Consider the following 5,936-nt stretch of genomic DNA (forward strand, 5'->3'; position numbering starts at 1 on the left):
AAGTTGCCGTGCTGTCGGCTCGTGACGCTGACTTTGGGGAGACGCCGCTCGCAGTGATTTATTCCGATGACGGTAAGGTGTCGGTGCCGGTGGTGATCGAGCACTGCAATCAGCGGCTGTCGAACTTCAAAGTGCCGCGCTATGTCGTTATAGAAGCGGCGCCGCTGCCAAGGTTGCCGTCAGGGAAGCTGTCGAAGCAGGCGCTGCGGCAGACGTATAAAGATGCAGCGGATTATTTGCCGAGAGTTCGTTGAGAAACCTCAGCTAACGGGCGACCCGCATCAGGCGTTTCGCGACGGCTGCATGAAACGCTATTAAACACTATGAAACGAAATGAGCCGACAGCGCCGGTTTGATCCGGCGCCGCGGCTGTTTCATCGCTGTGAGACTTGGATCGTTAGTTAGGCGGCTTTGACGCCCGACTCGATCTTCGCAGTCTCGACCTTCGGCAAGCTCAGATCGCCCTTGATGTCGATTCGGCGCGGCTTCATGGCCTCGGGAATCTCACGCTTCAGGTCGATGGTCAGCAAGCCATTGGCCAGGTTGGCGCCCGACACGCGGACGTGATCGGCCAGCTCGAAACGGCGCTGGAATGAGCGTCCTGCGATACCACGGTGCAAATACTGGCTGTCCTCAGACGCGGCTTTCTCGCCGCTCACTAGCAGCAGATTGCGTTCCTGAGTGACGCTGAGTTCGCCTTCGGCGAAGCCCGCTACAGCGAGCGTGACGCGATACTGGTCGTCGCCGGTCTTGAGAATGTCATACGGCGGCCAATTGTCGAACGACGAAACGCGACTCGCGTTGTCGAGCAGATCGAACACACGGTCGAAGCCGACGGTCGAACGGAATAGTGGGGAAAAATCGAATGCAGTTCTCATGAAACATATCCTCGTTGAGCAATATGAAAGTCCGCGGCCCCGGAAATCGGCGACCGCTCGAGGATAGATATATGGGCGTGATTTTGGCCTTCAAGTGGGCTGGAAGATCGGAGGGGTGGTGGCTGGCGGCGGCTGCCGCGCTTGCTGATTGCCGGAGGGTCGGTGGCTGGCGGCGGCTGCCGGGGGTGTGTTCTCCCGGCGACGCGCATAGCCTTTCGCCCCGCGCGCGGGGCCATTGCTTCACTTCCCTGTGGCGCTCAGAAAACGACATCCATGATCGTTTTATGCGCCGGGAGAACACACCCCCGACATCCACCGCCTCAACCTCAGTGGTAGCTTCTGTTCGGAATTCACTGCTTCAACTGCAGTGGTAGCGTCTACAGAAACGGGCGTGGTGGTAATTGTGTCGGCGCATCGAGGGTTGGCGCTTGCGCCTGGGCACGGCGCAGCCGTGCGTCACACCTCCCCTCTCCCCATCCATGCAAAACCGGTTTTATCTCTAACTACGCCGCCAAGCCGTAGTCCCGTCAGGCTTATCTTCAAGCACGACGCCGCCGTCGGTGAGTTCTTTGCGAACCCGATCCGCCTCTTTGAAGTTCTTAGAAACACGAGCAGCCTTCCGCTCGCCGATCAGCCGTTCGATGTCAGCATCGCTAAGCGAAGACGACCCAACACCTTTCTGCAGAAACGTTTCAGGGTCGAGTTGCAGCAAGCCAAGCACATCAGCCAGCGACGTCAACTCAGCAGCGAACGCACCGGCAGTGCCAGCGTCACCGGCGTTCTTGGCCCGATTGATCTCAGTGGCCAATGTTTGTAATGCCGCAAGCGCATCCGGCGTATTGAAGTCATCATCCATCGCCGCTTCGAACTGCCGCGTCGCGTCTCCCTTCTGGAAATCAGAAGCGGGCGTCACATCGCGAAGCGCGGTGTACAACCGACCGAGAGCAGCATCAGCCTGCTCGATCTGCACGAGTGAATAGTTGATCGGTCCACGATACTGGCTGGACGCCAGGAAGTACCGCAGCACTTCCGGATCCCGGAGGTGCCCCGAATCCAGCACATCTCGAATTCGGAAGAAGTTATTGAGCGACTTCGACATCTTCTCGTCGTCGACATTCACGAAGCCGTTGTGCATCCACACGGTCGCAAACGTGTCGCCGGTCGCCGCGCACGACTGCGCGATTTCGTTCTCGTGGTGAGGGAACTTCAAATCCATGCCGCCGCCGTGGATGTCGAAGTGCGAGCCGAGCAAGTCGAGCGACATGGCGGAGCATTCGATATGCCAGCCGGGCCGGCCGTCACCCCAAGGCGAGGGCCAAAACGGCTCACCCGGCTTGGCGCGTTTCCACAGCACGAAATCCGCCGGGTCGTGTTTGGCTTCATCAACGGCCACACGCGCGCCAGCTCGCAAGTCTTCGAGCGCGCGGCCCGACAGCTTGCCGTAGCCATCGAACTTCGACACTGAATACAGCACATCGTCATTGCTCGCGACGTACGCATAGCCTTTGTCGATGAGCTGCTGAGTCATCGCAATGATGCCGGCGATGTGCCCGGTGGCTTTGGGTTCGTGCGTGGGGCGAAGAATGCCGAGGCGGTCGTAATCCTCGTGCATGAATTTAGTGAACCGATCAGTCAACGACGTGATGCTCTCGCCATTCTCGGCAGCACGCTTGATGATCTTGTCGTCGATGTCGGTGATGTTACGAACGAACACCACTCGGTAGCCGCGATACTGCAAATAGCGACGCACGATATCGAACGCGACCTTGGAACGTGCGTGACCGATGTGACAGAAGTCGTACACGGTATCGCCGCAAACATACATGCGCACCACATTCGGTTCGTGGGTGCGTAGCTCTTCCTTGCGACCAGTCAGGGAATTAAAGATTTGCATGGCGAGATTGTGTCAAACGGCGAGGCGGCGGGCGTGCTCGAGCCGAGCCTGAACTTCGGCCAACGGCAGCAATGCCAGCATGGGTGCCAGCTCCGGGCCGTGAGTGAAGCCGGTCAGCGCTGCGCGTAGCGGCATGAACAAGCCTGGGCCTTTTTTGCCAGTGGCCTGGCCCAGCGCTTTCACGGCGGGCTTGAACTCAGCACCAGGGTGGCCGATGAGCTTGAGTGCTTCACCGAAGAATGTTTCGCCTGCTTCGCGAATCGCGGCGAGCGCGGCGGGTTCGAATTCATCGAGTTTGCCGAACACGACTTTGGCCCAGACCTTGGCGTCGGAGGGCAACTCCACATTGCCGCGCACAGCGGCGACGAACTGCGCCTCGTGCTCAGCATCCAGCCCCTGCGGCAACACCGACCGAATCCAATCGGCGAATTCTTCGGCGGACAAATGCGCGACGGTTTCTTTCTGCCAATGACGCAGCTGAGCATCGTCGAACTTGGCGGCGGCACGACCCAGGCGTGTGAGATCAAAATCGGCGATGAGCGCGGCATCGTCCAGCCAGCCGTCGGTGACGCACGAGTGACCGAGACGAACCAGATGATTGCGTAACGCGCCCGGCAAATAGCCGCGATCGCGCAGCTCGCGAAGACTGGTATCGCCATGCCGCTTCGACAACGGCGAGCCGTCCATGCCAAGCAGCAGCGCGACATGCGCGTACTGTGGGATTCGCAAGCCCAGCGCCTGTAACAACAGAATCTGTCGCGGCGTGTTGGTCATGTGATCGTCGCCGCGCAGGACCAGGGTCACGTCCATCAACGCGTCATCGACGGCGTTGGAAAAGAAGAACGCGGTGCTGCCATCGGTGCGACGGATGATGAAGTCGCCGATGTCGTCGCTGTTGAAGCGCTGTTCACCGTGTACGAGATCGACGAACTGCACCACCTGCCCATGCGGCACGCGAAAGCGCAACGCCGCCGGCAGGCCGCGCACCAATCGATCGGCGCGCTCTTCCTGAGTGAGGTTGCGACAAGTGCCGGCATAACGCGGCGGCTGGCCGGAGGCGAGCTGGCGCTTGCGCTGGATGTTGAGCTCAGCGGGCGTGCAGAAGCAGGGATAGGTCAGGCCGGCCACGTCCAGGCGCGACAACCACTCTTCGTAGATGGCCCGGCGCTGCTGCTGGCGGTAGATGGCATGCGGGCCGCCGATATCCGGCCCCTCGTCCCAATCGATGCCCAGCCAATGCAGGTCGGCGAACAGGGCGGTCATGAAGTCTTCGTTGGACCGCGCCTCGTCGGTATCTTCGACGCGCAGGATGAAGCGCCCGCCGGCCTTGCGGGCCGCCAGGAAATTGAGCAACGCGGTGCGAGCATTGCCCAGGTGCAAGTAGCCCGTTGGGCTGGGCGCGAAACGGGTGACGACGGAATCGGTGGACACGGGATCTGTAGACTTTGGGGGCATCTATCATTGCTTCCTTGTAACCGCGCATTCTATACGCCCCTCGCGGCCGGCGCTGTAAGACCCGCCTTCAGCTTTGGTTTTGGCCTATTTGCTAAGATCCTCGGCCTCTTCCTACGGCGGTCACTCATGCGCATGCCCGGACTTTTTCGCCTTCTCGCCCTGTCAGCAGCCCTGGTGCTCGGTTTTAGCTCGCTGGCCTCGGCCCAAACCGCGCCCCGCGTGCGGGTGGACACGACCCTGGGCAGCTTCGTGATCGAGCTGGACACGCAGCGCGCGCCGCTGACCGTGGCCAGCTTTCTGGAGTACGTAAAGGCCGGCCACTACACCGACACCATTTTTCACCGGGTGATCGGTAATTTCGTGGTCCAGGGCGGCGGCTTCGATCTGAAGAATGTGGAAAAGCCCACCAAGAACGGCATCCCCAACGAGTCCGGCAATGGCCTGTCGAACCGCCGCAGCACGGTCGGCCTGGCCCGCACCGGCGAGCCCCACAGCGGCACGGCGCAGTTCTACGTCAATCTGGCGGACAACGCCGCGCTCGACCCGCAGCCCAGCCGCTGGGGTTACGCGGTGTTCGGCCGCGTTATCGAAGGCATGAACGTGGTGGACGATATCGGTGCAGTGGCCACCGGTAGTGTCGGGCCCCACGACCGCGACGCGCCGTTGCAGCCCATCGTCATCAAGCGGGTCGAAGTCTTGAAATGAGCGGGCCGACGCTGTTCATTTCCGACCTGCACCTGGATGGCGAGCGGCCGGACATCACAGCGCAATTTCTGCAGTTCATCGCAGGCGAGGCGCGCCAGGCGCGGGCGCTTTATATCCTCGGCGATCTGTTCGAGGCTTGGATTGGCGATGACGATCCGGACACGGACAAGCAGCGCGTTATCGCAGCGCTGCGCTCACTGACTCGCGGTGGCGTGCCGGTTTATTTCATTCATGGCAATCGGGATTTTTTGATCGGGCGGCGCTTTGCTCGGGAGACCGGCGTGCAGCTGTTGTCTGATGGCACGTCGATCGAGCTGTACGGCAAGCGGGTGCTGCTCATGCATGGCGATACGTTGTGTATCGACGATCCTGATTATCAGCGCCTTCGGCGCATCGTGCGGAATCCCTTGGTGCAGTTTGTTTTGCGCTGTTTGTCGCTCAAGCAGCGACAGAAGCTGGCGGCGCGGATGCGGGCTGGAAGCAAGGCGCATATCGAGTCCATGGATCGCAGCAAGCCGCAGATCATGGATGTGAATCAGGGCGCCGTCGTGCAGACGTTCCAACAACAGCATGCGGATTTCATCGTGCATGGGCATACCCATCGCCCGGCGGTGCACGAGGTCAAGATTGGCGACCAGGTCGCCACGCGCATCGTGTTAGGCGATTGGTACGAGCAAGGCAGTGTGCTGCGTTGGGATGAGAAAGGATTTGAGCTGGCTGGGCTGCGGCGTTAGGCCTGAGGCAGTCCGGAGTGGAAGCGGAACTGCGGGTCGGGCGACGTTGCTAGGTCAGCTTCGATGACAGCGAGCTCGTGCAAGCGGGCACGCCAATCGACATCGCCGGCTCTTTGCTCGGCGAGGCGCAAATACAAACTTTGGTGTCTGGCTTCCGACACGGCGAGGCCGGTGTAGAAGCCTCGTAGCGGCTCCGACAACATCGGGCCTAGCCCTTCGAATCGCTCGCACGAGCGTGCTTCGATCAGCGCACCACACAGCATTAGATCC

The 5,936-nt window shown here is 60.8% G+C and carries 6 protein-coding genes and 1 pseudogene; 3 read left to right on the forward strand and 4 right to left on the reverse strand.

What is annotated here, in order from left to right; translation table 11 throughout:
• Window positions 1-254 (forward strand): annotated as a pseudogene (locus tag JNL55_RS05875) (long-chain fatty acid--CoA ligase); the annotation flags it as partial.
• 147 nt (window positions 255-401) lie between these two features.
• Here JNL55_RS05875 and JNL55_RS05880 read toward each other — a convergent pair.
• The 3 genes from JNL55_RS05880 to gltX all read right to left on the reverse strand — a co-directional run bounded on the left by JNL55_RS05880 (window position 402) and on the right by gltX (window position 4,203).
• Window positions 402-878 carry an Hsp20 family protein gene (locus tag JNL55_RS05880; protein ID WP_293850609.1) on the reverse strand — a complete coding sequence of 159 codons (477 nt, stop codon included), beginning with the start codon at window positions 876-878 and terminating at the stop codon, window positions 402-404.
• A gap of 499 nt (window positions 879-1,377) precedes the next feature.
• Entirely contained in the window at window positions 1,378-2,772 is a 1,395-nt protein-coding gene (gene cysS / locus JNL55_RS05885; RefSeq protein WP_293850612.1) for a cysteine--tRNA ligase, read from the reverse strand.
• A 12-nt stretch (window positions 2,773-2,784) separates the two neighbouring features.
• Complete coding sequence (gltX, locus tag JNL55_RS05890) at window positions 2,785-4,203, reverse strand: glutamate--tRNA ligase (RefSeq protein ID WP_293850615.1); 1,419 nt, start codon at window positions 4,201-4,203, stop codon at window positions 2,785-2,787.
• A 150-nt stretch (window positions 4,204-4,353) separates the two neighbouring features.
• Between gltX and JNL55_RS05895 the strand changes: the two genes are divergently transcribed.
• Window positions 4,354-4,932, forward strand: a complete 579-nt coding sequence (locus tag JNL55_RS05895) for a peptidylprolyl isomerase (protein WP_293850618.1) — start codon at window positions 4,354-4,356, stop codon at window positions 4,930-4,932.
• On the forward strand, window positions 4,929-5,666 hold the full coding sequence (gene lpxH / locus JNL55_RS05900) for a UDP-2,3-diacylglucosamine diphosphatase (RefSeq protein WP_293850621.1): 738 nt from the start codon (window positions 4,929-4,931) through the stop codon (window positions 5,664-5,666). Before JNL55_RS05895 ends, lpxH begins: the two co-directional genes overlap by 4 nt.
• On the opposite strand, the gene miaE is transcribed toward lpxH, so the two are convergent.
• On the reverse strand, window positions 5,663-5,936 hold a 274-nt coding region (gene miaE / locus JNL55_RS05905), incomplete at its 5' end, for a tRNA isopentenyl-2-thiomethyl-A-37 hydroxylase MiaE (RefSeq protein ID WP_293850624.1). The two genes, lpxH and miaE, sit on opposite strands and share 4 nt — an antisense overlap.

The organism is Steroidobacter sp. (genome assembly GCF_016790065.1).
GTDB lineage: Bacteria > Pseudomonadota > Gammaproteobacteria > Steroidobacterales > Steroidobacteraceae > Steroidobacter.